Origin of the sequence: Enterococcus devriesei, from assembly GCF_001885905.1 — a bacterium.
Classification (GTDB): domain Bacteria; phylum Bacillota; class Bacilli; order Lactobacillales; family Enterococcaceae; genus Enterococcus_A; species Enterococcus_A devriesei.
The window spans coordinates 298,651-324,619 of sequence record NZ_JXKM01000003.1 but is presented as its reverse complement, the minus strand read 5'-3'; the positions used below and the strand labels follow the sequence as shown (position 1 = coordinate 324,619).

Annotated in this window: 40 protein-coding genes; 39 read left to right on the top strand and 1 reads right to left on the bottom strand. The window is 41.1% G+C overall.

What is annotated here, in order from left to right:
- Window positions 1-40: 40 nt before the first annotated feature.
- The gene (gene rpiA, locus RV00_RS06200) at window positions 41-721 is read right to left on the bottom strand and encodes a ribose-5-phosphate isomerase RpiA (protein ID WP_071861734.1); all 681 of its coding nucleotides are present in this window, start codon (window positions 719-721) and stop codon (window positions 41-43) included.
- Window positions 722-1,133: 412 nt separating this feature from the next.
- Here rpiA and rpsL point away from each other — a divergent pair, with 412 nt between their 5' ends.
- From rpsL to truA, 39 genes are all read left to right on the top strand, one after another.
- Entirely contained in the window at window positions 1,134-1,547 is a 414-nt protein-coding gene (rpsL, locus tag RV00_RS06195; protein WP_010742744.1) for a 30S ribosomal protein S12, read from the top strand.
- Window positions 1,548-1,593: 46 nt separating this feature from the next.
- A complete protein-coding gene (rpsG, locus tag RV00_RS06190; RefSeq protein ID WP_071861733.1) occupies window positions 1,594-2,064 on the top strand; it encodes a 30S ribosomal protein S7 in 471 nt (156 codons plus the stop codon).
- A 77-nt stretch (window positions 2,065-2,141) separates the two neighbouring features.
- A complete protein-coding gene (fusA, locus tag RV00_RS06185; RefSeq protein WP_071861732.1) occupies window positions 2,142-4,226 on the top strand; it encodes an elongation factor G in 2,085 nt (694 codons plus the stop codon).
- 163 nt (window positions 4,227-4,389) lie between these two features.
- Complete coding sequence (gene tuf, locus RV00_RS06180; protein ID WP_071861731.1) at window positions 4,390-5,577, top strand: elongation factor Tu; 1,188 nt, start codon at window positions 4,390-4,392, stop codon at window positions 5,575-5,577.
- Window positions 5,578-5,839: 262 nt separating this feature from the next.
- Window positions 5,840-6,592, top strand: a complete 753-nt coding sequence (locus RV00_RS06175; protein ID WP_249024068.1) for a type 1 glutamine amidotransferase domain-containing protein — start codon at window positions 5,840-5,842, stop codon at window positions 6,590-6,592.
- Window positions 6,593-6,880: 288 nt separating this feature from the next.
- A complete protein-coding gene (gene rpsJ / locus RV00_RS06170) occupies window positions 6,881-7,189 on the top strand; it encodes a 30S ribosomal protein S10 (RefSeq protein WP_010756438.1) in 309 nt (102 codons plus the stop codon).
- 21 nt (window positions 7,190-7,210) lie between these two features.
- Entirely contained in the window at window positions 7,211-7,840 is a 630-nt protein-coding gene (gene rplC / locus RV00_RS06165; protein ID WP_071861729.1) for a 50S ribosomal protein L3, read from the top strand.
- Between the two features lie 28 nt (window positions 7,841-7,868).
- Complete coding sequence (rplD, locus tag RV00_RS06160) at window positions 7,869-8,492, top strand: 50S ribosomal protein L4 (RefSeq protein ID WP_071861728.1); 624 nt, start codon at window positions 7,869-7,871, stop codon at window positions 8,490-8,492.
- A complete protein-coding gene (locus RV00_RS06155) occupies window positions 8,492-8,782 on the top strand; it encodes a 50S ribosomal protein L23 (RefSeq protein ID WP_071861727.1) in 291 nt (96 codons plus the stop codon). Before rplD ends, RV00_RS06155 begins: the two co-directional genes overlap by 1 nt.
- A gap of 37 nt (window positions 8,783-8,819) precedes the next feature.
- Window positions 8,820-9,650 carry a 50S ribosomal protein L2 gene (gene rplB / locus RV00_RS06150; RefSeq protein ID WP_071861726.1) on the top strand — a complete coding sequence of 277 codons (831 nt, stop codon included), beginning with the start codon at window positions 8,820-8,822 and terminating at the stop codon, window positions 9,648-9,650.
- A gap of 42 nt (window positions 9,651-9,692) precedes the next feature.
- Window positions 9,693-9,971, top strand: coding sequence for a 30S ribosomal protein S19 (rpsS, locus tag RV00_RS06145; protein ID WP_016179475.1), 279 nt, complete (start codon window positions 9,693-9,695; stop codon window positions 9,969-9,971).
- A gap of 21 nt (window positions 9,972-9,992) precedes the next feature.
- Window positions 9,993-10,340 carry a 50S ribosomal protein L22 gene (gene rplV, locus RV00_RS06140; protein ID WP_071861725.1) on the top strand — a complete coding sequence of 116 codons (348 nt, stop codon included), beginning with the start codon at window positions 9,993-9,995 and terminating at the stop codon, window positions 10,338-10,340.
- A gap of 13 nt (window positions 10,341-10,353) precedes the next feature.
- Complete coding sequence (gene rpsC, locus RV00_RS06135) at window positions 10,354-11,010, top strand: 30S ribosomal protein S3 (RefSeq protein WP_071861724.1); 657 nt, start codon at window positions 10,354-10,356, stop codon at window positions 11,008-11,010.
- 2 nt (window positions 11,011-11,012) lie between these two features.
- Window positions 11,013-11,447 (top strand): 50S ribosomal protein L16, encoded by a 435-nt coding sequence (rplP, locus tag RV00_RS06130; protein WP_010742757.1) that lies wholly within the window; start codon window positions 11,013-11,015, stop codon window positions 11,445-11,447.
- On the top strand, window positions 11,437-11,628 hold the full coding sequence (gene rpmC / locus RV00_RS16100) for a 50S ribosomal protein L29 (RefSeq protein WP_071857881.1): 192 nt from the start codon (window positions 11,437-11,439) through the stop codon (window positions 11,626-11,628). Before rplP ends, rpmC begins: the two co-directional genes overlap by 11 nt.
- A gap of 21 nt (window positions 11,629-11,649) precedes the next feature.
- The gene (gene rpsQ / locus RV00_RS16095; protein ID WP_010782055.1) at window positions 11,650-11,916 is read left to right on the top strand and encodes a 30S ribosomal protein S17; all 267 of its coding nucleotides are present in this window, start codon (window positions 11,650-11,652) and stop codon (window positions 11,914-11,916) included.
- A 55-nt stretch (window positions 11,917-11,971) separates the two neighbouring features.
- Entirely contained in the window at window positions 11,972-12,340 is a 369-nt protein-coding gene (rplN, locus tag RV00_RS06120) for a 50S ribosomal protein L14 (RefSeq protein ID WP_010782054.1), read from the top strand.
- 35 nt (window positions 12,341-12,375) lie between these two features.
- Window positions 12,376-12,687, top strand: coding sequence for a 50S ribosomal protein L24 (gene rplX / locus RV00_RS06115; protein WP_071861723.1), 312 nt, complete (start codon window positions 12,376-12,378; stop codon window positions 12,685-12,687).
- A 26-nt stretch (window positions 12,688-12,713) separates the two neighbouring features.
- Entirely contained in the window at window positions 12,714-13,253 is a 540-nt protein-coding gene (gene rplE, locus RV00_RS06110) for a 50S ribosomal protein L5 (RefSeq protein ID WP_071861722.1), read from the top strand.
- Between the two features lie 17 nt (window positions 13,254-13,270).
- Window positions 13,271-13,456, top strand: coding sequence for a type Z 30S ribosomal protein S14 (locus RV00_RS06105; protein WP_028020384.1), 186 nt, complete (start codon window positions 13,271-13,273; stop codon window positions 13,454-13,456).
- Window positions 13,457-13,488: 32 nt separating this feature from the next.
- Window positions 13,489-13,887, top strand: a complete 399-nt coding sequence (rpsH, locus tag RV00_RS06100) for a 30S ribosomal protein S8 (protein ID WP_016179477.1) — start codon at window positions 13,489-13,491, stop codon at window positions 13,885-13,887.
- Window positions 13,888-13,918: 31 nt separating this feature from the next.
- On the top strand, window positions 13,919-14,455 hold the full coding sequence (rplF, locus tag RV00_RS06095; RefSeq protein WP_071861721.1) for a 50S ribosomal protein L6: 537 nt from the start codon (window positions 13,919-13,921) through the stop codon (window positions 14,453-14,455).
- A gap of 52 nt (window positions 14,456-14,507) precedes the next feature.
- Window positions 14,508-14,864, top strand: a complete 357-nt coding sequence (gene rplR, locus RV00_RS06090; protein WP_083507461.1) for a 50S ribosomal protein L18 — start codon at window positions 14,508-14,510, stop codon at window positions 14,862-14,864.
- 20 nt (window positions 14,865-14,884) lie between these two features.
- Window positions 14,885-15,385, top strand: coding sequence for a 30S ribosomal protein S5 (gene rpsE / locus RV00_RS06085; RefSeq protein ID WP_071861720.1), 501 nt, complete (start codon window positions 14,885-14,887; stop codon window positions 15,383-15,385).
- Between the two features lie 14 nt (window positions 15,386-15,399).
- Window positions 15,400-15,579, top strand: coding sequence for a 50S ribosomal protein L30 (gene rpmD / locus RV00_RS06080; protein WP_010747202.1), 180 nt, complete (start codon window positions 15,400-15,402; stop codon window positions 15,577-15,579).
- Window positions 15,580-15,620: 41 nt separating this feature from the next.
- Window positions 15,621-16,061 carry a 50S ribosomal protein L15 gene (gene rplO, locus RV00_RS06075; RefSeq protein WP_010742768.1) on the top strand — a complete coding sequence of 147 codons (441 nt, stop codon included), beginning with the start codon at window positions 15,621-15,623 and terminating at the stop codon, window positions 16,059-16,061.
- Window positions 16,061-17,362: a preprotein translocase subunit SecY gene (gene secY, locus RV00_RS06070; protein ID WP_071861719.1), complete on the top strand. Its 1,302-nt coding sequence runs from the start codon at window positions 16,061-16,063 to the stop codon at window positions 17,360-17,362. The genes rplO and secY overlap by 1 nt, the downstream gene beginning before the upstream one ends.
- Before the next feature lie 139 nt (window positions 17,363-17,501).
- Window positions 17,502-18,149 (top strand): adenylate kinase, encoded by a 648-nt coding sequence (locus RV00_RS06065; RefSeq protein WP_071861718.1) that lies wholly within the window; start codon window positions 17,502-17,504, stop codon window positions 18,147-18,149.
- A 174-nt stretch (window positions 18,150-18,323) separates the two neighbouring features.
- Window positions 18,324-18,542, top strand: coding sequence for a translation initiation factor IF-1 (gene infA, locus RV00_RS06060; RefSeq protein ID WP_010742771.1), 219 nt, complete (start codon window positions 18,324-18,326; stop codon window positions 18,540-18,542).
- Window positions 18,543-18,575: 33 nt separating this feature from the next.
- Window positions 18,576-18,692, top strand: coding sequence for a 50S ribosomal protein L36 (gene rpmJ / locus RV00_RS16090; protein WP_010742772.1), 117 nt, complete (start codon window positions 18,576-18,578; stop codon window positions 18,690-18,692).
- An 18-nt stretch (window positions 18,693-18,710) separates the two neighbouring features.
- Window positions 18,711-19,076, top strand: a complete 366-nt coding sequence (rpsM, locus tag RV00_RS06055) for a 30S ribosomal protein S13 (protein ID WP_084133244.1) — start codon at window positions 18,711-18,713, stop codon at window positions 19,074-19,076.
- A 24-nt stretch (window positions 19,077-19,100) separates the two neighbouring features.
- Window positions 19,101-19,490 (top strand): 30S ribosomal protein S11, encoded by a 390-nt coding sequence (gene rpsK / locus RV00_RS06050; protein ID WP_071861716.1) that lies wholly within the window; start codon window positions 19,101-19,103, stop codon window positions 19,488-19,490.
- Window positions 19,491-19,570: 80 nt separating this feature from the next.
- A complete protein-coding gene (locus RV00_RS06045; RefSeq protein ID WP_010747196.1) occupies window positions 19,571-20,509 on the top strand; it encodes a DNA-directed RNA polymerase subunit alpha in 939 nt (312 codons plus the stop codon).
- Window positions 20,510-20,536: 27 nt separating this feature from the next.
- Window positions 20,537-20,917 carry a 50S ribosomal protein L17 gene (rplQ, locus tag RV00_RS06040; RefSeq protein ID WP_071861715.1) on the top strand — a complete coding sequence of 127 codons (381 nt, stop codon included), beginning with the start codon at window positions 20,537-20,539 and terminating at the stop codon, window positions 20,915-20,917.
- Between the two features lie 254 nt (window positions 20,918-21,171).
- Complete coding sequence (locus RV00_RS06035) at window positions 21,172-22,008, top strand: energy-coupling factor ABC transporter ATP-binding protein (protein ID WP_071861714.1); 837 nt, start codon at window positions 21,172-21,174, stop codon at window positions 22,006-22,008.
- Window positions 21,984-22,850 carry an energy-coupling factor ABC transporter ATP-binding protein gene (locus tag RV00_RS06030; protein WP_071861713.1) on the top strand — a complete coding sequence of 289 codons (867 nt, stop codon included), beginning with the start codon at window positions 21,984-21,986 and terminating at the stop codon, window positions 22,848-22,850. The genes RV00_RS06035 and RV00_RS06030 overlap by 25 nt, the downstream gene beginning before the upstream one ends.
- Window positions 22,840-23,637, top strand: a complete 798-nt coding sequence (locus RV00_RS06025; RefSeq protein WP_071861712.1) for an energy-coupling factor transporter transmembrane component T family protein — start codon at window positions 22,840-22,842, stop codon at window positions 23,635-23,637. The genes RV00_RS06030 and RV00_RS06025 overlap by 11 nt, the downstream gene beginning before the upstream one ends.
- A gap of 304 nt (window positions 23,638-23,941) precedes the next feature.
- On the top strand, window positions 23,942-24,940 hold the full coding sequence (locus tag RV00_RS06020) for a DUF4767 domain-containing protein (RefSeq protein ID WP_071861711.1): 999 nt from the start codon (window positions 23,942-23,944) through the stop codon (window positions 24,938-24,940).
- Window positions 24,941-25,201: 261 nt separating this feature from the next.
- A complete protein-coding gene (gene truA / locus RV00_RS06015; RefSeq protein WP_071861710.1) occupies window positions 25,202-25,948 on the top strand; it encodes a tRNA pseudouridine(38-40) synthase TruA in 747 nt (248 codons plus the stop codon).
- Window positions 25,949-25,969: the final 21 nt, after the last annotated feature.

Sequence of the window (25,969 nt, the reverse complement as noted above, 5' to 3'; positions counted from 1 at the left end):
GACAAAAAAATGTGAAAATACTCGAAAACTATTTTTCGGATTACCGAGTAGGGACTTCCAGTGTTTTTGGTCCTTCCGGTGTACCCACGATCACACGTGAAATCATATCAATAAATAGGCCATGCTCAACAACACCGACACATTTGTCTAATTCGTCTGCTAATGCACGAGGGTCTTCAATCACCTCTAAATGCAAATCAATAATATGATGGTCGCCGTCAGTTAATAAAATTTCTCCGGCATCCGTTTTGCGCCAAGTAGGATTGTAGCCTTTTGCTTCAAACAGGCGGAAAAGGTTATGACTACCGAAAGGCACGACCTCTACTGGTAATGGGAAATCGCCCAGCTTATTGACCATTTTACTTTCGTCTACGATCCAGATACATTCTTTAGAATATGTGGCCACTACTTTTTCAAACAGTAATGCTGCGCCGCCGCCTTTAATCCCTTGAAAATCATCGCTGATTTCGTCGGCACCATCGACGGTTAAGTCTACGGATTCAACTTCGTCGATGGTTTTTAATGGAATGCCCAGCTCTTTGGCTTGTTCTTCAGTTCGAATAGAAGTGACTACTCCTGTGATCTGCAAGTCTTCTTCTTTAACTCGTCGCCCTAGTTCTTTTACGAAATAGTACGCAGTCGAACCAGTTCCCAGCCCCACGATCATACCATCTTTGACATATGTTGCCGCTTCAATACCAACCAATTCTTTCAAATTCATTGAAATATCCCACCTTCTGATAAGTTTACGTTTATTGTAATCGCTGAAAAAGGAAAAAGATAGCCTTTTCAGTAGAAATAACTAAAAAGCGAATCCGCTTTATCGATTTGTCTGAAAGTATTTAGCTGGATAAAGTGAAGGGAATAAAATTTTTCTTATTTGATTAAAAGCAAAAGAGAAGACGGGACAAATCTATTTGTAAGAAAAAAGTCTTTAGAGTTTGTTGACAGCTAAAACTAACCGTGGTATGCTATCAAAGGTGCTTTGTGAACAGGTCTCTCAAATGAGACGTGCTGACTGTGTCGAAGTACGCTTGATAGAGAATGCAGGGATGCATTATTTTTTATCACTGAAAAAGAACCACCAGGATGTGTGGTACTAGACAGTGAATCGAGGAAGGAGGAAACAAGGAATGCCTACAATTAATCAATTAGTACGTAAACCTCGTAAATCAAAGGTGGAAAAATCAAATTCACCAGCATTGAACAAAGGATATAACAGCTTTAAAAAAGCTCAAACAAACGTGAACTCACCACAAAAACGTGGAGTTTGTACACGTGTGGGGACTATGACGCCTAAGAAACCTAACTCAGCGTTACGTAAATATGCTCGTGTTCGTTTGTCAAACTTAATCGAAGTAACAGCTTATATCCCAGGGATCGGTCATAACTTACAAGAACATAGTGTTGTTCTTTTACGTGGTGGTCGTGTAAAAGACTTACCAGGGGTACGTTACCATATCGTTCGTGGTGCACTAGATACTGCCGGTGTTAACGATCGTAAACAAAGCCGTTCTAAATACGGTACTAAAAAACCTAAAGCTTAAATCAAACGAATAGATAAAGACATATTTTCGGAAGGAGGAGTTACGTATGACTCGTAAAGGAATGATTGCAAAACGCGACGTTTTGCCAGATCCTATGTATAACTCTAAGCTAGTAACTCGTTTGATCAACCGTGTAATGGTTGACGGAAAACGTGGTACTGCTACAAATATCGTATACAGCGCTTTTAATACAATCAAAGAATCAACAGGGAATGATCCATTGGAAGTTTTCGAACAAGCAATGGAAAACATCATGCCTGTACTAGAAGTTAAAGCTCGCCGTGTTGGGGGTTCGAACTATCAAGTACCAGTTGAAGTACGTCCAGAACGTCGTACTACTTTAGGCTTACGTTGGGTTGTGAACTACGCTCGTTTACGCGGCGAACACACAATGGAAGAACGTTTAGCAAAAGAATTGATGGATGCTGCAAACAACACTGGAGCTTCTGTTAAAAAACGCGAAGATACACACAAAATGGCGGAAGCCAACCGTGCATTTGCTCATTATCGTTGGTAAGATTTTTTTGCCGGCTTCGATCGGCAAAAAAGACTCAACTGTACTACATTTAATTTAAGAGAGGAGCAAACTAAGAAATGGCAAGAGAATTTTCTCTAGACAATACACGTAATATCGGGATCATGGCCCACGTCGATGCAGGTAAAACGACAGCGACTGAGCGTATCTTGTACTACACTGGTAAAATCCATAAAATTGGTGAAACCCACGAAGGGGCTTCTCAAATGGACTGGATGGAACAAGAACAAGAACGTGGTATCACGATCACTTCTGCTGCGACAACTGCACAATGGAAGGGTCACCGCGTAAACATCATTGATACCCCAGGACACGTGGACTTCACAATCGAAGTTCAACGTTCATTACGTGTACTTGACGGTGCGGTAACTGTTTTGGACTCACAATCAGGTGTAGAACCACAAACAGAAACTGTTTGGCGTCAAGCAACAGAATACCAAGTTCCACGTATCGTATTCTGTAATAAAATGGACAAAATCGGTGCTGACTTCCTTTATTCAGTAAGCACTTTACATGATCGCCTACAAGCGAATGCTCATCCAATCCAATTACCAATTGGTGCTGAAGATGACTTCACTGGGATCATCGACTTAGTTAAAATGAAAGCTGAAATCTACACAAACGACTTAGGAACTGAAATCCAAGAGACTGAAATTCCTGAAGAGTATAAAGAACAAGCTGAAGAATGGCGTGAAAAATTAGTAGAAGCAGTTGCTGATACTGATGAAGACCTAATGATGAAATTCTTGGAAGGTGAAGAAATCACTGAAGAAGAATTAAAAGCAGGTATCCGTAACGCTACTCTATCTGTAGACTTTTACCCAGTTTTATGTGGATCAGCCTTCAAAAATAAAGGTGTTCAATTGATGTTGGATGCAGTCATCGACTATCTTCCAGCGCCAACTGACGTTAAAGCAATCCAAGGTTTCAATCCTAAAACAGACGAAGAAACTGAACGTCCAGCTGATGATTCAGCTCCATTCTCATCACTAGCGTTTAAAGTTATGACTGACCCATTCGTAGGTCGTCTAACATTCTTCCGTGTTTATTCAGGTGTCTTGAACTCTGGTTCATACGTGTTAAATGCTTCTAAAGGCAAACGCGAACGTATCGGACGTATCCTACAAATGCACGCGAACACTCGTAAAGAAATCGAAACGGTTTACTCTGGAGATATCGCAGCAGCTGTTGGTTTGAAAGATACAACAACTGGGGATACACTTTGTGATGAAAAAGCGCCAGTTATCTTAGAATCAATCGAATTCCCTGATCCAGTTATCGAAGTCGCTGTTGAACCTAAATCAAAAGCTGACCAAGATAAAATGGGTGTTGCTTTACAAAAACTTGCTGAAGAAGATCCTTCATTCCGCGTTGAAACAAACGTTGAAACTGGCGAAACTGTTATCGCTGGTATGGGTGAACTTCACTTAGACGTCTTAGTTGACCGTATGCGTCGTGAATTTAAAGTCGATGCTAATGTCGGCGCGCCGCAAGTATCTTATCGTGAAACATTCCGTGCTGCGACAAATGCAGAAGGTAAGTTTGTACGTCAGTCTGGTGGTAAAGGTCAATACGGTCACGTATGGGTCGAATTTACGCCAAACGAAGAAGGTGCTGGCTTCGAATTCGAAAACGCGATTGTCGGTGGTGTGGTTCCTCGTGAATACATCCCAGCAGTTGAAAAAGGATTAGAAGACGCAATGGCTAATGGTGTCTTAGCTGGCTATCCATTAGTTGATATTAAGGCAAAACTTTATGATGGTTCATACCATGATGTCGATTCAAATGAAACGGCCTTCCGTGTGGCTGCGTCTATGGCGCTACGTGCTGCTGCGAAGAAAGCGAAACCTGCAATCCTTGAACCAATGATGAAAGTTACGATTACTGTTCCAGAAGATTACTTAGGTGATGTTATGGGTCACGTAACTGCTCGTCGTGGACGTGTTGAAGGAATGGAAGCACATGGTAACTCACAAATCGTTAACGCTATTGTGCCGTTAGCTGAAATGTTTGGTTATGCAACAACGCTTCGTTCTTCTACTCAAGGACGCGGAACATTCATGATGGTCTTTGACCACTATGAAGATGTACCGAAATCAGTACAAGAAGAAATCATTAAGAAAAACGGCGGAAAAGCTGAATAATTCTTAAAAGGTAATTGAATTTTGATTGAATTTTCACTAAAGCATCTATATTTTTAGTGGGAATTCATGTAAAATTACTTACTGATGATATAGGGTCGTGTCGCTTTTGGCGGCACGGACTTATCAGATAAAAAACTAACTCAATTCAGGAGGAACATTTTAAATGGCTAAAGAAAAATTTGACCGTTCAAAACCCCATGTAAACATTGGTACTATCGGACACGTTGACCATGGTAAAACAACTTTAACTGCTGCAATTACAACTGTACTTGCTAAACAAGGCGGAGCGGAAGCAATGGACTACGCTCAAATCGACGGAGCACCTGAAGAACGCGAACGCGGAATCACTATCAACACTGCTCACGTGGAATACGAAACAGAAAACCGTCACTATGCTCACGTTGACTGCCCAGGACACGCGGACTACGTTAAAAACATGATCACTGGTGCCGCTCAAATGGACGGAGCTATCTTAGTAGTTTCTGCTGCTGATGGCCCTATGCCTCAAACACGTGAACACATCTTGTTATCTCGTAACGTTGGTGTTCCTTACATCGTTGTATTCTTAAACAAAATGGATATGGTTGATGACGAAGAATTACTAGAATTAGTTGAAATGGAAGTTCGTGACTTATTGTCAGAATACGACTTCCCAGGCGACGACACTCCAGTTATCGCTGGTTCAGCTTTGAAAGCCTTAGAAGGCGACGCTTCATACGAAGAAAAAATCTTAGAATTAATGGCTGCTGTTGACGAATACATCCCAACACCAGTTCGTGATACTGACAAACCATTCATGATGCCAGTCGAAGACGTATTCTCAATCACTGGTCGTGGTACTGTTGCAACTGGTCGTGTTGAACGTGGACAAGTTCGCGTCGGCGACGAAGTTGAAATCGTAGGTATTGCTGAAGCAACTGCTAAAACAACTGTAACAGGTGTTGAAATGTTCCGTAAATTGTTAGACTACGCTGAAGCAGGCGACAACATCGGTGCATTATTACGTGGTGTTGCACGTGAAGACATCCAACGTGGACAAGTATTAGCTAAACCAGCTTCAATCACTCCACATACAAAATTCTCTGCAGAAGTTTACGTTTTAACTAAAGAAGAAGGCGGACGTCACACTCCTTTCTTCACTAACTACCGTCCTCAGTTCTACTTCCGTACAACTGACGTAACTGGTGTAGTTGATCTACCAGAAGGTACTGAAATGGTAATGCCTGGTGATAACGTAACTATGGAAGTTGAATTAATCCACCCAATCGCGATCGAAGACGGAACTCGTTTCTCTATTCGTGAAGGCGGACGTACTGTTGGTTCAGGCGTTGTATCTACAATCCAAGCTTAATCAACCTTACAGTTAAATTGTGCTCATACGTAAAGAGTCATCGGCTTGCCGATGGCTCTTTTTTTGACTATCAAGGAAGTATAAATTTTTAAATGAATAAATCGCTTTACAGCAGGTCTAGCCGTGTCCGGCTTCGCGAAAGCCTTTCTCATTTTGCAAATAGAGAAAGGTTTTTAACGGGATGGCTCTGAAGTGGGATTCGTTTATAAATCGCGATTAATTTAGTAGGATAGGGAGAAGGTTTTTAAAGGAGATGAATGAAATGATTCTTATGCCATTGCCTCATTATGGCTTTGATCCGACGGAAGCGGCGGTACCGTGGAAATATTTAGCTGAACGAGGAGTGAAGATCGTTTTTGCTACGCCAGATGGGAAACCTGCGGCAACGGATGAACGATTGATTACCGGTAAAGGTTTCGGACCCTTCAAAAAATTTTTGATGGCAACACCGGAAGCAATCGCGGCATATCGAGAAATGTTTAGGAGCAGTGCTTTTCAGCAACCGATTCAATACGCGTCGATCGCTACGGAAAAGTATACGGCTATTTTATTACCCGGTGGTCATGATAAAGGGATGAAGACGTATTTGGAATCGAGCATTTTACAAACGAAGGTGGCCGAATTTTTTACGAGTCAAAAATTAGTTGGCGCGATTTGTCATGGGACTGTTTTGGCGGCACGGGCAACGGACCCGCAAACGAAGCATTCCGTCCTTTATGAGTATCAAACGACTGCGCTATTGAAGAATCAGGAAATGGAGGCGTATTATTTAACCGCTTTATGGCTGAAGGATTATTACCGAACCTATCCCGTGACGGTAGAAGCTGAAGTGAAATCTGTTTTAAAATCACCGGAGCAATTTCATACGGGCAGTTTTTCAGTGAAAAGAGATTCTGAGACTGATGAATCGCCGGCGTTAGTCGTAGAGGATCGGAATTATCTTTCTGCTCGCTGGCCAGGAGATGCTCATACTTTCGCGAAAAAATTTTTTCAGCGGTTGCAAGAGATGGAATGATTGGCCTCTTTATATAGAAGGAAAATAATTTTGTCTAGCATCATTTTCTGAAAACAATAGGAAAAATCAGATTTTGACTAGAAAATCCTTGCAATCACAGACCTCCTATTATATAATCATAAAGGTGCTGTTTACAGAAGTGTGAAACACACTGGGGGGTTCGTAAAAGAATCCGCCGGCTTTGAAACGAGAGGTTGCGACACGCCCGGACGCTTTGCCACGAACGAGCGTGACGGAGATTTTCGTGGAGCTATGTCTACTTTTAAAATAGGCGAAGGAGGGAACAAGATGGCAAAACAAAAAATTCGTATCCGTTTAAAAGCGTATGAACATGGTATTTTAGATCAATCAGCGGATAAAATCGTGGAAACTGCAAAAAGAACTGGAGCTAGTGTATCTGGTCCAATTCCATTACCAACTGAACGCAGTCTTTACACAGTTATTCGTGCGACTCATAAATACAAAGATTCACGCGAACAATTCGAAATGCGGACTCACAAACGTCTAATCGACATTGTGAACCCAACACCGAAGACAGTCGATGCTTTAATGAAGCTTGACTTACCATCAGGTGTGAATATTGAAATCAAACTATAATAAGAAGATGGAGGTGTAATCATGACCAAAGGAATCTTAGGGAAAAAAGTGGGAATGACACAAATCTTCACTGAATCTGGCGAACTTATTCCAGTTACTGTAATCGAAGCTACTCCAAACGTTGTTTTACAAGTGAAAACAATGGAAAACGATGGTTACGAAGCAGTTCAATTAGGTTACCAAGATATGCGTGAAGTTTTGTCTAACAAACCTGCGAAAGGTCATGTTGCAAAAGCAAACACGGCTCCTAAGCGCTTCATTCGAGAATTCAAAGATGTTGAGCTAGGAGACTATGAAGTAGGTAAAGAAGTGAAAGTTGATACTTTCCAAGCTGGAGACATCATTGATGTTACCGGAACGACTAAAGGTAAAGGATTCCAAGGCGTTATCAAACGTCACGGACAAAGCCGCGGCCCAATGGCTCACGGTTCTCGTTACCACCGTCGTCCTGGATCTATGGGTCCTGTTGCACCAAACCGTGTATTTAAAAATAAAAAATTAGCTGGCCGTATGGGTGGCGATCGCGTAACAATTCAAAACCTTGAAGTTGTTCGTGTTGACGCTGAACGTAACGTTATCTTAGTTAAGGGCAACGTACCAGGCGCTAAAAAATCTTTAATCACTATCAAATCAGCTGTAAAGGCTAAATAATTCGTTATAGGAAAGGAGGAACTAAGGAATGCCAACTGTAGCATTATTCAAACAAGATGGAACTCAAAACGGTGACATCACTTTAAATGAAGAAATCTTCGGAATCGAACCTAATGAAAGTGTTGTATACGATGCAATCGTGATGCAACGTGCTTCATTAAGACAAGGAACACACGCTGTGAAAAATCGTAGCGCAGTTCGTGGCGGTGGCCGCAAACCATGGCGTCAAAAAGGAACTGGACGTGCTCGTCAAGGTTCTATCCGTTCACCACAATGGCGTGGAGGTGGTATCGTCTTCGGACCTACACCACGTTCATACAGCTACAAACTTCCTAAAAAAGTTCGTCGCTTAGCAATCAAATCTGTTTTATCAGAAAAAGTTGCGGAAAATAACTTAGTTGCTGTTGAAGCGTTAAGCTTTGATGCTCCTAAAACAAAAGAATTCAAACAAGTTCTTACTGGCTTGTCAATTGATTCTAAAGTATTGGTTGTATTGGAAACAGAAAACGAAGTTGCAGGCTTAGCTGCTCGTAACTTGTCAAACGTAACTGTAACTACTTCAAACAACGTTACTGTATTAGATGTAGTCGCTAATGATAAAATCTTAGCAACGCAAACTGCTCTTACTCAAATTGAGGAGGTGCTTGCATAATGAACTTACTAGACGTAATCCAACGCCCAGTGATCACTGAAAAATCGATGTTAGACATGGATGAAAAGAAATATACTTTCGAAGTGGACACTCGCGCAAATAAAACTTTAGTTAAACAAGCGGTTGAAGCTGCGTTTGACGTAAAAGTTAAAAACGTAAACATTATGAATGCTAAACCAAAAGCAAAACGTATGGGTAAATACCAAGGCTTCACTAAAAAACGTCGCAAAGCTGTTGTGACTTTAACTGAAGACTCAAAAGAAATCCAGCTTTTCGACGCTGCTGAATAAGCACAAGATTAGCGATTAATACAGGAGGGAAACAGACGTGGCGATTAAGAAGTATAAACCAACCACAAATGGCCGTCGTAATATGACAAGTTCTGATTTCGCTGAAATCACAACTTCAACACCTGAAAAAACGTTGTTAGAGCCATTAAAAAACAATGCCGGTCGTAACAACAACGGTCGCATCACTGTACGTCATCAAGGTGGCGGACATAAACGTCAATACCGTGTTATCGACTTCAAACGTAACAAAGATAACGTGGTTGCTACAGTTAAAACGATCGAATACGATCCAAACCGTTCAGCAAACATTGCATTAGTTCATTATACAGACGGAGTGAAAGCTTATATCTTAGCCCCTAAAGGCTTAGAAGTTGGCATGACAGTCGTATCTGGAACAGATGCAGACATCAAAATCGGAAACACATTACCACTTGAAAACATTCCAGTTGGTACTGTTATCCACAACGTTGAAATGAAACCAGGCAAAGGCGGACAATTAATCCGTTCAGCTGGTACAAGTGCTCAAGTACTTGGTAAAGAAGGAAAATACGTATTAGTACGTTTAAACTCTGGCGAAGTTCGTATGATCTTAGCTACTTGCCGTGCAACTATCGGTTCTGTTGGTAACGAACAACACGAATTGATCAACATCGGTAAAGCTGGTCGTTCTCGTTGGATGCGCAAACGTCCAACTGTACGTGGTAGCGTAATGAACCCTAACGATCACCCACACGGTGGTGGTGAAGGTAAAGCTCCAGTCGGACGTAAAGCTCCGGTATCTCCATGGGGTCAACCTGCATTGGGTTACAAAACACGTAATAAGAAAGCTGCATCAGACAAGCTTATTATTCGTCGTAAGACTAAATAATCAAATTGACTATGTGTCGCATATTTTGAGAGGAGGTACACCATGGGTCGTAGTTTGAAAAAAGGACCTTTCGCTGATGATCATTTGATGAAAAAGATCGAAGCACAACAAGGTGTTGAAAAGAAAAAAGTTATTAAAACTTGGTCTCGTCGTTCAACAATTTTCCCTAACTTTGTAGGATTTACAATTGCTGTTTATGACGGACGCAAACATGTACCAGTTTACATCCAAGAAGACATGGTAGGACATAAATTAGGTGAATTTGCACCATCAAGAACATATCGTGGGCATGCTGCTGACGATAAGAAAACAAGACGTTAATACTGAGGGGAGGATATCAACATGGCAGAACAAATTACATCAGCTAAAGCAATTGCGAAGACAGTTCGCACTTCTCCTCGTAAAGCACGTTTAGTAATCGATCTTATCAGAGGAAAAAGCGTAGCAGAAGCAATTTCAATCTTGAAATTCACACCAAACAAATCTGCAGGAATCATTGAAAAAGTAATGATGTCAGCAGTTGCTAACGCAGAAAACAACTTTGACTTAGATGTTGAAAACTTGGTAGTTTCTGAAGCATTTGTTAACGAAGGACCGACAATGAAACGTTTCCGTCCACGTGCAAAAGGTTCAGCTTCACCAATCAACAAACGTACAAGTCATATTACCGTTGTGGTATCAGAAAAATAAGGAGGGATAATCAGTGGGACAAAAAGTAAATCCTATTGGAATGCGTGTAGGCATCATCCGTGAGTGGGATGCTAAATGGTATGCCGAAAAAGAGTATGCTGAATTTCTACACGAAGATTTGAGAATCCGTAAGTTCATCGCAACTAGACTTGCTGATGCCGCTGTGTCAACTGTTGAAATCGAACGCGCTGCAAACCGCGTAAACATTTCAGTTCACACTGCTAAACCTGGTATGGTTATCGGTAAGGGCGGTTCTGAAGTCGAAAGCCTAAGAAAAGAATTAAATAAATTAACTGGTAAACGAGTTCACATCAACATCGTTGAAATCAAAAAACCAGATCTAGATGCAAAATTAGTCGGCGAAGGTATTGCACGTCAATTAGAAAACCGTGTTGCTTTCCGTCGTGCGCAAAAACAAGCGATCCAACGCACAATGCGTTCAGGCGCTAAAGGAATCAAAACTCAAGTATCTGGTCGTTTGAATGGTGCGGATATCGCTCGTTCAGAAGGATACTCTGAAGGAACAGTTCCTCTTCATACATTGCGTGCCGACATCGACTACGCTTGGGAAGAAGCAAACACAACATACGGAAAACTAGGAGTTAAAGTGTGGATTTACCGTGGAGAAATTCTTCCTACAAAGAAAAACACTGAGAAAGGAGGGAAATAAGCATGTTAGTACCTAAACGTGTAAAACACCGTCGTGAATTCCGTGGAAAAATGCGCGGAGAAGCTAAAGGCGGTAAAGAGATTGCTTTTGGTGAATTCGGCTTACAAGCTGTAGAATCACATTGGATCACCAACCGTCAAATCGAAGCTTCACGTATCGCTATGACTCGTTACATGAAGCGTGGTGGGAAAGTATGGATCAAAATTTTCCCTCATAAATCATATACATCTAAAGCGATCGGCGTACGTATGGGTAAAGGTAAAGGTGCTCCTGAAGGATGGGTTTCACCAGTTAAACGCGGCAAGATCATGTTTGAAATCGCCGGTGTTCCTGAAGAAGTAGCTCGCGAAGCATTACGTCTTGCTTCTCACAAATTACCTATGAAAACGAAGATCGTAAAACGTGAGGAAATGGGTGGTGAATCGAATGAAGGTTAAAGAAATCAGAGAATTAACCACTGCCGAAATGCTAGATCAAGAAAAACAATTAAAAGAAGAATTGTTCAATCTTAGATTCCAATTAGCAACAGGTCAATTAGAAAACACTGCACGTATTAAAGAAGTACGTAAATCGATTGCACGCATTAAAACTGTGTTGCACGAACAAGCTGACAAATAGTGGAAGGAGGCCATTTCCAGTATGACTGAAGAAAGAAATCAACGTAAAGTTTATCAAGGACGCGTGGTATCTGACAAAATGGACAAAACGATCACTGTTGTCGTTGAAACCCAAAAGAATCACCCAATCTACGGTAAACGTATGAAGTATTCTAAAAAATACAAAGCTCACGATGAAAACAATGAAGCAAAAATTGGTGATATCGTGAAAATCATGGAAACTCGTCCATTATCAGCTACCAAACGTTTCCGTCTGGTTGAAATCGTTGAAAAAGCAGTGATTATCTAATCACACGAGATTTTCCTATATAGATGTTTTTTAAATCTGAAAGGAGGATACACAAGTGATCCAAGCAGAAAGCCGTTTAAAAATCGCGGACAACTCAGGCGCCCGTGAAATTTTAACTATTAAAGTTCTTGGCGGATCTGGTCGCAAAACTGCCAATATCGGTGATGTGATTGTTGCTACGGTTAAACAAGCAACGCCAGGTGGTGTTGTCAAAAAAGGTGAAGTTGTCAAAGCCGTTATCGTTCGGACTAAATCAGGCGCTCGCCGTACTGATGGTTCTTACATCAAATTTGATGAAAATGCAGCTGTTATCATTCGTGATGACAAGAGCCCAAGAGGAACACGTATCTTCGGACCTGTCGCTCGTGAACTACGCGAAGGCAATTTCATGAAGATCGTTTCATTGGCACCGGAAGTATTATAATCGAAAGATTCAACCAAAGGAGGTGCGCAACAGTAATGTTCGTTAAAAAAGGCGATAAAGTAAAAGTTATCTCTGGTAAAGACAGAAATAAAGAAGGCGTAGTTTTAGAAGCCCTTCCTAAAAAAGATAAAGTCGTTGTTGAAGGCGTTAATGTCGTTAAAAAACATCAGAAAGCCTCTCAAACTGCCCCTCAAGGCGGTATCGTTGAGGTCGAAGCGCCAATTCACGCTTCAAATGTTATGGTCATCGACCCTTCAAATGGAGAAGCGACACGCGTTGGCTACAAAGTGGTTGACGGTAAGAAAGTCCGCGTTTCTAAAAAAACCGGCGAAACTCTAGATAAATAATTAAACAAGGAAGGAGGATCTTATAGATGAACCGCCTAAAAGAAAAATTTGTAAGTGAAATTACACCATCTTTGATGGAAAAATTTAACTATGATTCAGTTATGGAAGTTCCTAAAGTTGAGAAAATCGTCATCAACATGGGTGTTGGTGATGCGGTATCAAACGCAAAAAACTTAGACAAAGCTGTTGAAGAATTAGCCTTGATCGCTGGTCAAAAACCAATCATCACTAAAGCTAAAAAATCAATCGCTGGTTTCCGTTTACGTGAAGGAATGCCTATCGGTGCGAAAGTAACACTACGCGGAGAAAGAATGTATGAATTCTTAGACAAATTAGTGACTGTGTCACTTCCACGTGTACGTGACTTCCACGGAGTAAGCAAAAAATCCTTTGATGGCCGCGGTAACTTTACTTTAGGTGTCAAAGAACAATTGATCTTCCCTGAAGTAGATTATGATTTAGTTGATAAAGTCCGTGGTATGGATATCGTTGTTGTTACAACTGCGAAAACCGATGAAGAATCACGCGAATTATTAACACAACTTGGAATGCCATTCCAAAAATAATCAAGGAGGCGAAAAAATTGGCTAAAAAATCAATGATTGCTAAAAACAAACGCCCTGCAAAACATTCAACGCAAGAATATACTCGCTGCGAACGTTGCGGACGTCCACATTCAGTTTATCGTAAATTTCATCTTTGCCGTATTTGCTTCCGCGAACTTGCCTACAAAGGTCAAATTCCCGGCGTGAAGAAAGCAAGCTGGTAAAATAAACTCGCATAAAGGAGGTAAACAGTTCAATGGTCATGACAGATCCAATTGCAGATTTTCTAACTCGTATTCGTAATGCCAACATGGTAAAACACGATACAGTTGAAGTACCTGCTTCAAAAATCAAACGTGACATCGCCGAAATCCTTAAACGTGAAGGTTTCGTACGTGATGTTGAATATATCGAAGATGACAAACAAGGCATGATCCGTGTGTTCCTTAAATACGGTAAAAATGACGAACGTGTTATCACGAACTTGAAACGTATTTCTAAACCAGGCTTACGTGCTTACGTCAAAGCTGACGAAGTACCAAAAGTATTAAACGGTTTAGGTATCGCAATCATCTCTACTTCTGAAGGTTTAGTAACTGATAAAGAAGCAAGAGGTAAAAACGTCGGCGGCGAAGTCTTAGCTTACGTTTGGTAATATCAAACAATCCATGAGGAGGTGTCTTTAAGTGAGCCGTATTGGTAATAAATTAGTCGTTTTACCTGCAGGAGTTGAAGTAACTCAAAACGGAAACGATGTAACTGTTAAAGGACCTAAAGGTGAATTAACGCGTACTTTTTCTTCTGATATCAAAATGAGCATTGAAGGAAACGAAGTAACGTTCACTCGTCCAAACGACAGCAAAGAAATGAAAACAATCCACGGAACAACTCGTGCAAACTTCAATAACATGGTTGTTGGTGTTTCGGAAGGATTCCAAAAAGCATTAGAATTAATCGGGGTTGGGTACCGTGCGCAATTACAAGGATCAAAACTTGTATTGAACGTTGGTTACTCTCACCCAGTTGAGATTGTAGCACCAGAAGGCGTTACAATCGAAGTTCCTGCGAATACGCAAGTAATCGTTAAAGGATCAAACAAAGAAGTAGTAGGCGAATTAGCTGCGAAAATCCGCGGAACTCGTCCTCCAGAACCTTATAAAGGCAAAGGTATTCGTTATGTTGGCGAATATGTACGTCGTAAAGAAGGTAAAACTGGTAAATAGTAGGTCAAACCTACTTGCGGCCTAGGCCAGCTTAAACAAAGAGGTGACAATTGTGATTTCAAAACCAGATAAAAATAAGACACGCCAAAAACGCCACATGCGCGTTCGCGGTAAGATCTCTGGTACTGCTGAGTGCCCACGCTTGAACGTTTTTCGTTCTAACAAAAACATCTACGCGCAAGTAATTGATGACGTAGCGGGTGTGACGCTTGCAAGTGCCTCTGCCTTGGATAAAGAAATTTCAGGTGGAACAAAAACTGAACAAGCACAAGCTGTTGGGAAACTAGTAGCAGAACGTGCTTCTGAAAAAGGTATTAAGAAAGTAGTCTTTGACCGTGGTGGATACCTTTACCATGGCCGTGTAGCAGCTTTAGCTGAAGCAGCACGCGAAAATGGACTAGAATTTTAGGAGAAGGAGGAACACCATTCATGGTTTATATCGATCCAAATCATTTGGAATTAGAAGACCGCGTAGTAGCGATCAACCGTGTTACTAAAGTTGTTAAAGGTGGACGTCGTCTACGTTTTGCGGCATTAGTTGTTGTCGGTGACAAAAACGGTCACGTAGGCTTTGGTACTGGTAAAGCACAAGAAGTACCTGAAGCGATTCGTAAAGCAATCGAAGATGCTAAGAAAAACCTAGTCGAAGTACCGATGGTAGGAACAACGCTTCCTCACGAAGTTATTGGTGTATTCGGCGGTGGACGTATCTTGATGAAACCTGCTGTAGAAGGTGCCGGAGTTGCTGCTGGTGGACCAGTTCGTGCCGTCTTGGAATTAGCTGGCGTTGCCGATGTAACTTCTAAATCTTTAGGTTCAAACACACCGATCAACGTTGTTCGCGCAACTGTTGAAGGATTGACTCAATTGAAAAAAGCAGAAGACGTTGCAGCATTACGCGGCATCTCTGTAGAAAACTTAGCTAATTAAGGAGGACGAATGTAATGGCTGAATTAAAAATTACTTTAAAACGCAGTATTATCGGACGTCCTCAAAACCAACGTGACACTGTTAAAGCGTTGGGTCTGAAAAAAATGAACAGCACTGTTGTTAAACCTGCTAATGATGCAATCAAAGGTATGGTTAACACAGTCTCTCATTTAGTGGACGTAGAAGAAGTTTAATCAAATAATGATGATTACAATCTAAGGAGGTGCCCTATATAATGAAACTTCATGAATTACAACCTGCCGAAGGTTCACGTAAAGTTCGCAATCGCGTTGGACGTGGTACTTCATCAGGTAACGGAAAAACATCTGGACGTGGTCAGAAAGGTCAAAAGGCTCGTTCAGGCGGTGGTGTGCGTTTAGGTTTTGAAGGTGGTCAAACGCCTTTATTCCGTCGTTTACCAAAACGCGGATTTACGAATGTGAACCGCAAAGAGTACGCTGTAATCAATTTAGATGTCTTAAATCGTTTTGAAGACGGAACTGAAGTAACTCCTGTTGCTCTAGTTGAAGCTGGAATCGTGAAAAACGAAAAAGCCGGAATCAAAGTTTTAGGAAACGGATCATTAGACAAAAAACTAACCGTTAAAGCAGCGAAATTCTCGAAACATGCTCAAGAAACAATTGAAGCTGCTGGTGGTTCAATCGAGGTGATTTAATGTTCAAACTTTTAAAGGATTCTTTCAAAGTTCAGAACATCCGATCGCGGATTTTGTTCACCGTTTTAATGCTTCTAGTTTTTAGGCTAGGTGCTCAGATCACTGTACCAGGAGTTGACGCACATGGGTTGCAAGGCCTGAGTGAAATGCCATTTTTCAGAATGTTGAATTTGGTCAGTGGCTCAGCTATGCAAAACTTTTCGATCTTCTCGATGGGAGTTTCTCCTTATATCACTGCTTCAATTGTCATTCAATTGTTGCAGATGGATATTGTTCCTAAGTTCGTTGAATGGTCAAAACAAGGGGAAGTTGGACGTAAGAAGTTGAATCAGGCAACACGCTATTTGACTTTAGTCTTGGCTTTTATTCAGTCTGTTAGTATTACAGCTGGATTTGATTATTTTGCACAATTTGGTTTTGTGCCAAATCGCAATGTTCAAACCTTCGTTACGATTGGGTTGATTCTAACAGCAGGTACCATGTTTGTAACTTGGCTGGGAGAACAAATCACTGAAAAAGGAATTGGAAATGGTGTTTCGATGATCATCTTTGCAGGGATTATTTCCCGCTTACCGCAAAGTATCAAAGATATCTTCGATGATTATTTCGTAAATATCGATCCTAGTGATATTTGGAAGTCAGTGATTTTCGTGGTGATTTTATTGATTGCTATTATCTTGATCGTCGTTTTTGTAACGTACTTTCAACAAGCAGAAAGAAAAATCCCTATTCAATATACTAAGCAAGTCGCAGGTGCGCCAACGAGCAGTTATCTACCATTAAAAGTAAATGCTGCCGGTGTTATCCCAGTTATCTTTGCCAGCTCGTTTATTGCTACGCCCAATGCGGTGTTGCAAGCATTAGCCAGCAGATATCAAGCGGAAGGCTGGTACGATGTGTTAACGAAGTTATTCAGTTATAACACAGTTCCAGGTGCTGCGATTTATACTGTTCTGATTGTTGCTTTCACCTTCTTCTATGCTTTTGTTCAGGTTAATCCTGAAAAATTAGCAGAGAACTTACAAAAGCAAGGAAGTTATATTCCTCGCGTAAGACCAGGTAAAGGAACGGAAGAATATGTTTCTGCAATTTTGATGCGTTTAAGTGTGGTAGGTGCTATCTTCTTAGGACTGATCGCCTTGATTCCAATTATCGCGCAAATGGTTTGGAACTTGCCTCAATCAATCGGTTTGGGTGGTACAAGTCTTTTGATCGTAGTCGGTGTCGCATTAGAAACTGCAAAACAACTAGAAGGACTCATGCTGAAACGACGCTATGTCGGCTTCATGGATGGAGAATAGATTCGTGTGTTGAGGGTTTTCCTCAACGCCGGTCTTTACCAGTTTTACTACTTGCTTTGGCAAGTGAGTAAAAAGGTATGCGTATCAAATGAAAAGATGATTTTCATTGTACGTATACAAATATTTAGGAGGGAAAACAATGAACCTGATCTTAATGGGACTGCCTGGAGCAGGCAAAGGAACACAAGCAGAAAGAATCGTTGCAACGTACAATATTCCACATATCAGCACGGGGGATATGTTCCGAGAAGCAATCAAAAACGAGACAACACTCGGATTGAAAGCAAAATCATATATGGATGCAGGGGATTTGGTTCCAGATGAAGTTACGAACGGTATCGTTAAGGAACGTTTAGCTCAACAAGACACTGAAAAAGGTTTCTTGCTGGATGGATTTCCTCGTACTTTAGATCAAGCCAAGGCATTAGCTGAAATGTTAACCGACTTGAACAAAAAGATTGATGCTGTAATTGACATTCAAGTAGCAGAAGACGTGTTAGTTGAACGTTTAGCAGGACGCTTCATGTGCCGCAATTGTGGCGCGACTTATCATAAAATCTTCAACCCTACGAAAGTAGAAGGAACTTGCGATCGCTGTGGCAGTCATGAGTTTTATCAACGTGAAGATGATAAGCCTGAAACAGTTAAAAATCGCTTAGCTGTCAATGTTAAAAACAGCGAACCAATTTTAGCTTATTACGATGAAGAAGGTTTGTTATATCCAGTTAATGGAGATCGTGAAATTGATGCCGTATTTGCGGATGTAGAAAAGATTATCAATAAATAATTTGCCTACCAACTTGAGATGCAGTTTATCTTGCCAAGTTCGATGTTTTATGATAGAATTTGTCAGTCCGACTTCTAGCTATTTTAGGAGTTAGCTTAAGAATTAAGGTGGGAACTGCAGTTTCCGCCATTTTATCGTGTGAAAATGCGAAACAACTACAAGGAGGTACTCTGCGTGGCAAAAGAAGATATGATTGAAATCGAAGGAACAGTCGTCGAAACTTTGCCGAATGCAATGTTTAAAGTCGAATTGGAAAACGGACACGAAGTTCTTGCACACGTATCTGGTAAAATCCGGATGTATTACATTCGAATCTTACCTGGAGATAAGGTTACAGTAGAACTTTCTCCCTATGATTTGAGCCGTGGTCGCATTACCTATCGCTTTAAGTAAGTTGTACTCCGTAAAACTTCAGGAGGTATAATCATGAAAGTAAGACCATCAGTAAAACCAATGTGTGAACATTGTAAAGTTATTCGTCGTAACGGACGAGTTATGGTGATTTGCCCAGCAAACCCAAAACATAAACAACGTCAAGGATAATTGGAGGTGTAATTAAGTATGGCTCGTATTGCAGGAGTAGATATTCCTCGTGATAAACGCGTAGTAATTTCCCTTACTTATATTTTCGGGATTGGTAATACTACAGCGAAACAAATTTTAGCCGATGCAGGTGTTTCTGAAGATGTTCGTGTACGTGACTTAACGAACGAACAAACAGACGCTATCCGTGCTGAAGTTGATAAATTAAAAGTTGAAGGCGATCTTCGTCGTGAAACTAACTTAAACATCAAGCGTTTGATGGAAATCGGTTCTTACCGTGGAATCCGTCATCGTCGTGGCTTGCCAACTCGTGGACAAAACACGAAGAACAACGCTCGTACTCGTAAAGGCCCAGCTCGCGCTATCGCCGGCAAGAAAAAATAATTAGTGAAGGAGGTATAAATCTTCATGGTAGCAAAGAAAGTTAATCGTAAACGTCGTGTGAAGAAGAATATTGAAACAGGTATTGCTCATATTCATTCGACTTTCAATAATACAATCGTCATGATTACTGATGCTAGCGGAAACGCATTGGCATGGTCATCTGCAGGTTCATTAGGCTTCAAAGGTAGTAAAAAATCTACACCTTTCGCTGCTCAAATGGCTGCTGAAACAGCAACAAAAGCTGCAATGGAACATGGATTGAAAAGTGTTGAAGTAACTGTTAAAGGACCTGGTTCTGGTCGTGAAGCAGCGATTCGTTCATTGCAAGCAACTGGTTTAGAAGTAACTGCAATTCGTGACGTGACTCCAGTACCTCATAATGGATGCCGCCCTCCAAAACGCCGTCGTGTTTAATGAGTGCCTCTTTTCTATGAGTTTTACAGGAACGTCATTGAACAAGACACTTTTCGTTTTGAAAGGGGTAAAAGACAAGAATGATTGAATTCGAAAAACCAAGAATCACAAAAATTGATGAAGACAGAGATTATGGCAAGTTCGTTGTTGAACCTTTGGAAAGAGGTTATGGAACTACTTTAGGTAATTCTCTACGTCGTATTCTACTTTCTTCTTTACCAGGCGCAGCCATTACTAATATTCAAATCGATGGGGTGTTACACGAATTCTCAACCATCAAAGGTGTACGTGAAGACGTGGTGCAAATCATCTTGAATATCAAAGGTTTGGCGTTGAAATTATTCGCCGAAGAAGAAAAAACCCTTGAGATCGATATTACTGGACCAGCTACGGTCACTGCCGGCGATATTATCGTTGACAGCGACGTTGAAATCTTGAATAAAGATATGTACATTTGTACTGTTGCTGAAGGTGCGACATTCCATGCTCGCCTAACAGTAAAACCTGGTCGAGGCTATGTTCAAGCAGACGAAAATAAAAAGGAAGATATGCCAATTGGTGTCCTTCCGGTCGATTCTATCTACACACCAGTTCGTAAAGTAAACTACCAAGTTGAAAATACTCGGGTTGGTCGTCGTGATGATTTCGATAAATTAACGATGGAAATTTGGACTGACGGATCGATCATTGCTCAAGAAGCATTGAGTCTTGCAGCGAAAATTTTAACTGAACATTTAGATATTTTTGTTAATCTGACTGATGAAGCTAAAAATGCTGAAATCATGGTAGAAAAAGAAGAGACGCAAAAAGAAAAAATGCTAGAAATGACCATCGAAGAACTAGACTTGTCTGTACGTTCGTATAATTGCTTGAAACGTGCCGGAATTAATACGGTTCAAGAATTAACGAATAAGTCTGAACCAGAAATGATCAAAGTACGTAATTTAGGCCGTAAATCACTTGAAGAAGTGAAAGCTAAATTGCATGATCTTGGCTTAGGACTACGTAAAGACGATTAATATTGTTGACAAAGGAGGGAAACCTACGTGAGTTACCGTAAATTAGGACGCACATCTAGCCAACGTAAAGCAATGTTGCGTGACTTAACAACTGACTTAATTATCAACGAACGTATCGTTACGACTGAAGCTCGTGCGAAAGAAGTTCGTTCAACTGCTGAAAAGATGATTACCTTAGGAAAACGCGGGGATCTTCATGCACGTCGTCAAGCTGCTAGCTTTGTACGTAATGAAATCGCTGATGTTCGCGAAGAAAACGAAGAAATCGTTGTTGAATCTGCATTACAAAAATTATTCAACGACATCGCTCCTCGTTACGCTGAACGTCAAGGAGGATACACTCGTATCTTAAAAACTGAACCTCGTCGCGGCGACAACGCCCCTATGGTTGTTTTAGAACTTGTATAATAATCACTCTTCACTTTATAGATGATTCTTTTAGAGTGTTATGATGTTGGAGATTTTTCTCCGAGTCTAGCTCAGCGCCGCTTCCCAGATTGTCTGGGAAGCCGGCACTCATCATAAAGTGTTTTTTTATACCCAAAATTGCTGTCATGACAGATCGGTATACAAAAGCATTTTATCGAGTATCAAGGATTGATAAAATGAAGCTTTTTTGCTAGGCTTAGAACAGATTTGCAAAGAAGTGGAAAGGTGTAACCATGGAGCCAATTATTGAAATCAATCAAATAGAATTTAGTTATCAAGAAGAAACGAATCCAGCGTTAAAAAATGTCAGCTTTTCCATTGAGCGTGGTGAATGGGTAGCTATCGTGGGTCATAATGGTTCAGGAAAATCGACCTTAGCCAAAGCTATTAATGGGTTGCATCTGCCACAAAAAGGCACGGTGCATGTTGGCGGCAAAGAATTGTCTGAAGAAACTGTCTGGGACATTCGTCGTCAAGTAGGGATGGTTTTTCAGAATCCAGACAATCAATTTGTCGGAGCGACAGTAGAAGATGATGTGGCCTTTGGTTTAGAGAACCAAGGAATCGAGCGAAGCGAAATGCAGCACCGCGTGCAAGATGCCTTAGAAAAAGTCAAAATGCAAGACTTTGCGACCCGTGAGCCTGCCCGTCTATCTGGTGGACAAAAGCAACGGGTAGCGATCGCTGGTGTGGTTGCGTTACGCCCAGATATTATTATTCTAGATGAAGCAACCAGTATGCTTGACCCTGAAGGTCGTGACGATGTCATCGCGACGATTCGTAAAATCAAGGAAGAAAGCGAATTGACGGTCATTTCAATTACTCATGATATTGACGAAGCCGCCAGTGCCAACCGCATTTTAGTCATGCGCGACGGAGAACTGTATCAAGAAGGCACGCCTGACGAGATTTTTTCTGAAGGGCCGAAGCTCGTGGCATTAGGATTGGATTTGCCATTTCCTGAAAAACTGAAAGCGGCGTTAAAAGCGCGTGGGGTTACTGTCCCGCAAAATTATTTAGATGAAGAAGGGATGGTGGATTGGTTATGGACATCCGTTTTGAAAAAGTAAGTTATGTTTATCAACCAAATACGCCCTTTGAACAACGTGCCTTGCATGAGATTGAACTAAATATCAAGGAAGGCTCTTACACCGCTTTAGTCGGGCATACCGGCAGTGGGAAGTCTACCTTGTTGCAACATTTAAATGCGCTATTAAAACCAACGGCTGGCGAGGTCACAATTGGTGACCGTATTATCACACCTACCACTGATAATAAAAACCTAAAGCCCGTTCGAAAAAAAGTTGGGATCGTTTTTCAATTTCCTGAAGCGCAGCTATTTGAAGAAACCGTCGCAAAGGATATTGCTTTTGGTCCGAAAAATTTTGGGATCAGTGAAGAAGATGCCTACGTCCTAGCGAGAGAAAATTTAAAATTAGTTGGGCTTGATGAAGAATATTTGGAACGTTCGCCTTTTGAGCTATCAGGAGGTCAAATGCGACGTGTTGCGATTGCCGGGGTTCTGGCAATGGAACCGGAAGTATTGGTCTTAGATGAGCCGACAGCGGGCCTAGATCCACTTGGTCGTAAAGAGATGATGGAAATGTTCTGGCGTTTGCATCAAGAAAAGAATATGACGATTGTTTTAGTTACTCATTTAATGGATGATGTGGCGAATTTTGCTGATTACGTTTACGTATTGGAAAAAGGTCAAGTAGTCAAACATGGCGAACCAAAAAAGGTATTTGAAGATGTTGCTTGGCTAAAGGAAAAACAATTAGGTGTTCCTCAAGCAACGGCATTTGCTGAAAAAATGCAGGCGCGAGGCGCTGAATTTGATCAACTGCCTTTAACAGAGGGCGAGTTGGCGGATTGGATCCTTCAACAAGGGGGCAACGCCCATGATGAATAAATTGATTTTTGGTCGTTATATTCCCGGTGATTCATTGATTCATCGTTTAGATCCAAGAGCCAAATTGGTTGCTAGTTTTTATTTCATTGGGATTATTTTCTTAGCAAATAATTGGCAAAGCTATTTATTTTTAGCCGTTTTTACACTATTTGCGGTCTTTTTGTCAAAAATTAGTCTAAGCTTCTTTTTACGGGGAGTTCGCCCGCTGATTTGGCTGATCATCTTCACGGTAGCTTTGCAAATGCTGTTTACTCGTGGTGGGACACTGTATTGGTCCTGGGGTGTCTTTAGCCTTTCGTCTTACGGCATCCAAAACGGATTATTTATTTTCTGCCGGTTTGTTTTGATTATTTTTATGTCTACTTTGTTGACGCTGACGACACCGCCATTATCGATGTCTGACGCGATCGAGTCTTTGTTGAATCCCTTGAAACGATTCCATTTACCGGTGCATGAAATCGCCTTGATGTTGTCAATCGCCTTGCGCTTTGTACCGACATTAATGGATGAAACCGAAAAAATCATGAACGCGCAACGAGCCCGGGGAGTAGATTTCAACGATGGCAATTTGATTCAAAAAGTCAAAGCGATCGTGCCTTTATTAATTCCGCTATTTGTCAGCAGTTTCAATCGGGCAGAGGATTTAGCGACAGCGATGGAAGCCCGCGGCTATCGCGGCGGTGAAGGCCGCAGCAAATACCGTAAATTAAAATGGGCTAATCGAGACACGTTTGTCTTAGTCGTTTTTGCAGCGGCGACGATTATTTTAATCTTTTTACGGAGTTAAAGCTTGGAGAAATCCAAGCTTTTTTTGTGAGTTATATTTTGTTCTTTAGCATGATTAACGACATATAAAAAAATTCTATAAAATGAACGAGCAATCAGATGAGCTTACTCTTTTTTTCGATATGCTAGTTAGTTATAAGGTAAATAAATATTGAATAAGCAGTTTAGTAGAATCACATGCTCAGAAAGCGATTATCCTATTTCTTTCGGCTTTGAAAAATTTCTTCTGCTGAAATCATAAGATTATGCGTTGTGAAAATTCTTCTTTCAGTTTAGACTATTATTAAAAGGGAAAGAGGGATCGCATGAAAAAATACTTTGTACTGTTACTTGTTTTACTGGCAGCGTCTGGTTGCGGCAAACAAACAACAACGGATGAAAAAAAGGATCAGTCGATGGTTTCGGATAGTTCTTCCGCTCAGTCTAGTTCTATTTCTAGTTCTAGTAACGTCGCACAAGAGGACACTAAGACGCTTTGGACAAATGAGCAGGCAAATCAATTGGCACTTTTGATGGAACGTTGGGGAGAAACGATGGGACAAAAGTATCAACGCTACAATGAAACCGATTCCTTAAACTTTCAAAATAGTGAGATAACTAAAGCGAATTTAACACAAGAGGGAATCAGCTTGGCTGGCCAGAATAGAGATGTCGCTGTGTTTCCACCGAATGAGAAAATTGGAAAAGTGAATATCGTTGGTATCTATTCAGACGAAAGTCGACTTTACTTATTTACTTTTGACCAAGGAGAACCGAAAGTTTTAGTGACGGATAGTGGAAAAAATGAGCAGGGTAAGTTAGCTTTTACTGAAACGCAAAATCAAGCGTTAAAACAGGGATATCAAGCGGTTGCCAATGGTCAGCCAATTCCTGAGGTTGAAAAAAAGGAAGCTGGTTTCAGTGAGCTGTCTCCGAATTTGCGAGCTATACTGGCTACCGAGATTTTGGATGATCGAATAAGTTTTGATCCATCATTGCAGGGGTTCTTCTTACGCTATTATCAAGAAGGAAATGATCTTTATGTGCAGCTTCATAGTGGTGCCGGTGTAGGACATCCAATCTATCATTTGGTTTATGAAACGAATCAAGTACGGCCGATAGAAGCTTTTGTACGTGTTTCGGCAAATCAATCTGAAAAGCTCGAAGTGCGCTCGCCGGTTTCAAATCAGATCTTATTCGATCGTTATCAAGGAAATAAAGCGGCATATGATAGCGGAGAAACGAAGGTCCAAATTGAACCGGAAATGAAAAATTATTTTAACGAAATTAAACGGATTGTTGAGGAACAAGGAGGGGTAGGCTAGAGCTGACAATAAAGCATTGGTGCATCCGATGAGTGTAGCTTAAAAGCAAAAGAGATTACTAGACAATTTGAGTAAAATACCTATGTTCTTAATTTTTTAAGGAGGATCAGTGTCGGTTATTTAATGAAGCGATTGCCTGCTGGGAACTATAAAAAGTGTTACTAGGAGATGATAAATATCATCCAACTGATCTGTGCGCGTTGGAATCGGCTTGAAAAGCTGTTATAATGACAAGGATTTTTATGGTTGAGGAGCGGGAAAATGGTAAGATATAAAGCAGTCATCGCTTATGATGGCACGCATTTTAATGGTTTTCAGAAGCAGCCGAATGGGCGGACGGTGCAGCAAGAAGTCGAAAAGACCTTGCAAAAAATGAACAATGGCGAACCTGTAACGATTTTCGGCTCAGGTCGAACAGATGCTGGGGTTCATGCGCTGGGGCAGGTGATTCATTTTGATTATCCGCAGGAACGGCCGTTGGAACGGATGCGTTTTGCCTTAGATACTCAGACGCCAGAGGATATCGCGGTGTCTTCAGTGGAAATTGCGGCGGATGATTTTCATGCTCGCTATCATGTAGTGGAGAAGACTTATCATTTTAAGGTTCAGATTGAAAAGCCCCGTAGTCCGTTTCGGCGCTTTTACGCGTCGTATTTTCCTTATCCCCTTGATTTGAATTTGATCAGACAGGCGTTGCCGGATTTATTGGGAACCCACGATTTTACGTCCTTTTGCGCGACGGGCGGCGCAATCGAAGATAAGGTGCGTACGATCTATCAGGCGGATCTAGTGGTAAATGAAGCGGGAACGGAATTGACCTTCATTTTTCGTGGCAATGGCTTCTTATATAAAATGATTCGGATTTTAGTCGGAACGTTATTAAAAATCGGCAATGGTCGAATTCCGGCAGATAGTATTCCGGAAATTCTTGCGGCAAAAGATCGAAATCTGGCAGGTCCGACTGCTCATCCAGAAGGACTGTATTTGGCAGAAGTAAAATATAAATAAAAAAATGAGCTGCGACTTGTC

Excerpts from the sequence above, each read along its gene's own strand:
- rpiA (WP_071861734.1), bottom strand. The coding sequence starts at position 721 with ATGAATTTGAAAGAATTGGTTGGTATTGAAGCGGCAACATATGTCAAA.
- rpsL (WP_010742744.1), top strand. The coding sequence starts at position 1,134 with ATGCCTACAATTAATCAATTAGTACGTAAACCTCGTAAATCAAAGGTG.
- rpsG (WP_071861733.1), top strand. The coding sequence starts at position 1,594 with ATGACTCGTAAAGGAATGATTGCAAAACGCGACGTTTTGCCAGATCCT.
- fusA (WP_071861732.1), top strand. The coding sequence starts at position 2,142 with ATGGCAAGAGAATTTTCTCTAGACAATACACGTAATATCGGGATCATG.
- tuf (WP_071861731.1), top strand. The coding sequence starts at position 4,390 with ATGGCTAAAGAAAAATTTGACCGTTCAAAACCCCATGTAAACATTGGT.
- RV00_RS06175 (WP_249024068.1), top strand. The coding sequence starts at position 5,840 with ATGATTCTTATGCCATTGCCTCATTATGGCTTTGATCCGACGGAAGCG.
- rpsJ (WP_010756438.1), top strand. The coding sequence starts at position 6,881 with ATGGCAAAACAAAAAATTCGTATCCGTTTAAAAGCGTATGAACATGGT.
- rplC (WP_071861729.1), top strand. The coding sequence starts at position 7,211 with ATGACCAAAGGAATCTTAGGGAAAAAAGTGGGAATGACACAAATCTTC.
- rplD (WP_071861728.1), top strand. The coding sequence starts at position 7,869 with ATGCCAACTGTAGCATTATTCAAACAAGATGGAACTCAAAACGGTGAC.
- RV00_RS06155 (WP_071861727.1), top strand. The coding sequence starts at position 8,492 with ATGAACTTACTAGACGTAATCCAACGCCCAGTGATCACTGAAAAATCG.
- rpsS (WP_016179475.1), top strand. The coding sequence starts at position 9,693 with ATGGGTCGTAGTTTGAAAAAAGGACCTTTCGCTGATGATCATTTGATG.
- rplV (WP_071861725.1), top strand. The coding sequence starts at position 9,993 with ATGGCAGAACAAATTACATCAGCTAAAGCAATTGCGAAGACAGTTCGC.
- rplP (WP_010742757.1), top strand. The coding sequence starts at position 11,013 with ATGTTAGTACCTAAACGTGTAAAACACCGTCGTGAATTCCGTGGAAAA.
- rpmC (WP_071857881.1), top strand. The coding sequence starts at position 11,437 with ATGAAGGTTAAAGAAATCAGAGAATTAACCACTGCCGAAATGCTAGAT.
- rpsQ (WP_010782055.1), top strand. The coding sequence starts at position 11,650 with ATGACTGAAGAAAGAAATCAACGTAAAGTTTATCAAGGACGCGTGGTA.
- rplX (WP_071861723.1), top strand. The coding sequence starts at position 12,376 with ATGTTCGTTAAAAAAGGCGATAAAGTAAAAGTTATCTCTGGTAAAGAC.
- rplE (WP_071861722.1), top strand. The coding sequence starts at position 12,714 with ATGAACCGCCTAAAAGAAAAATTTGTAAGTGAAATTACACCATCTTTG.
- rpsH (WP_016179477.1), top strand. The coding sequence starts at position 13,489 with ATGGTCATGACAGATCCAATTGCAGATTTTCTAACTCGTATTCGTAAT.
- rpsE (WP_071861720.1), top strand. The coding sequence starts at position 14,885 with ATGGTTTATATCGATCCAAATCATTTGGAATTAGAAGACCGCGTAGTA.
- rpmD (WP_010747202.1), top strand. The coding sequence starts at position 15,400 with ATGGCTGAATTAAAAATTACTTTAAAACGCAGTATTATCGGACGTCCT.
- rplO (WP_010742768.1), top strand. The coding sequence starts at position 15,621 with ATGAAACTTCATGAATTACAACCTGCCGAAGGTTCACGTAAAGTTCGC.
- secY (WP_071861719.1), top strand. The coding sequence starts at position 16,061 with ATGTTCAAACTTTTAAAGGATTCTTTCAAAGTTCAGAACATCCGATCG.
- RV00_RS06065 (WP_071861718.1), top strand. The coding sequence starts at position 17,502 with ATGAACCTGATCTTAATGGGACTGCCTGGAGCAGGCAAAGGAACACAA.
- rpmJ (WP_010742772.1), top strand. The coding sequence starts at position 18,576 with ATGAAAGTAAGACCATCAGTAAAACCAATGTGTGAACATTGTAAAGTT.
- rpsM (WP_084133244.1), top strand. The coding sequence starts at position 18,711 with ATGGCTCGTATTGCAGGAGTAGATATTCCTCGTGATAAACGCGTAGTA.
- rpsK (WP_071861716.1), top strand. The coding sequence starts at position 19,101 with ATGGTAGCAAAGAAAGTTAATCGTAAACGTCGTGTGAAGAAGAATATT.
- RV00_RS06045 (WP_010747196.1), top strand. The coding sequence starts at position 19,571 with ATGATTGAATTCGAAAAACCAAGAATCACAAAAATTGATGAAGACAGA.
- RV00_RS06035 (WP_071861714.1), top strand. The coding sequence starts at position 21,172 with ATGGAGCCAATTATTGAAATCAATCAAATAGAATTTAGTTATCAAGAA.
- RV00_RS06030 (WP_071861713.1), top strand. The coding sequence starts at position 21,984 with ATGGACATCCGTTTTGAAAAAGTAAGTTATGTTTATCAACCAAATACG.
- RV00_RS06025 (WP_071861712.1), top strand. The coding sequence starts at position 22,840 with ATGATGAATAAATTGATTTTTGGTCGTTATATTCCCGGTGATTCATTG.
- RV00_RS06020 (WP_071861711.1), top strand. The coding sequence starts at position 23,942 with ATGAAAAAATACTTTGTACTGTTACTTGTTTTACTGGCAGCGTCTGGT.
- truA (WP_071861710.1), top strand. The coding sequence starts at position 25,202 with ATGGTAAGATATAAAGCAGTCATCGCTTATGATGGCACGCATTTTAAT.